This is a genomic window from Micromonospora sp. CV4, from assembly GCF_003667455.1.
GTDB lineage: Bacteria > Actinomycetota > Actinomycetes > Mycobacteriales > Micromonosporaceae > Micromonospora.
Map to the genome: position 1 here is coordinate 1 of NZ_RCVI01000017.1, position 427 is coordinate 427.

Genomic DNA, 427 nt, shown 5'->3' on the forward strand with positions numbered 1-427 from the left:
CGTGAAGGTGGTCGACCTGGACCGGGCGCTGGAGGCCGGGCAGATCGAGGTGGCCCGCCAGTGCGACCTGGTGCTGCTGGTCGCCAACGTGCAGCGCAACGCGGCGGCGACCCGGTGGGTCGCCGCCAAGCTGTCCGAGGCGGGCGTGCGGTGGGCGCTGGTGCCGACGTGGATGCACGACAAGGCGGGCCAGGAGCTGGCCAGCGAGTTCCGGGTGCGGTTCATGGCCGAGGTGCCGCTGGAGCCGCCGTCGATCTTCTCGGACGGCCGGGTGCACCTGCTCGACCGTTGCTGCCTGCTCGACCTGGCGCGGGACCTGCTGCGCGCCGCGCCGTACGCCGCCGCCCGGGTGGCGGCCTGACCGTCCCCGGCGGGTGCCGTACATTGACCTTGTATGGCATCCGGCCGTGGGAGGAGAGGAACCGTG

Annotated in this window: 1 protein-coding gene; it reads left to right on the top strand. The window is 73.3% G+C overall.

Going from position 1 to position 427, the window contains the following annotated elements; genetic code table 11:
• Positions 1-361: hypothetical protein (locus EAD98_RS30800; protein WP_158609753.1), on the top strand; the 361-nt coding region annotated here is incomplete at its 5' end.
• Positions 362-427 lie beyond the last annotated feature (66 nt).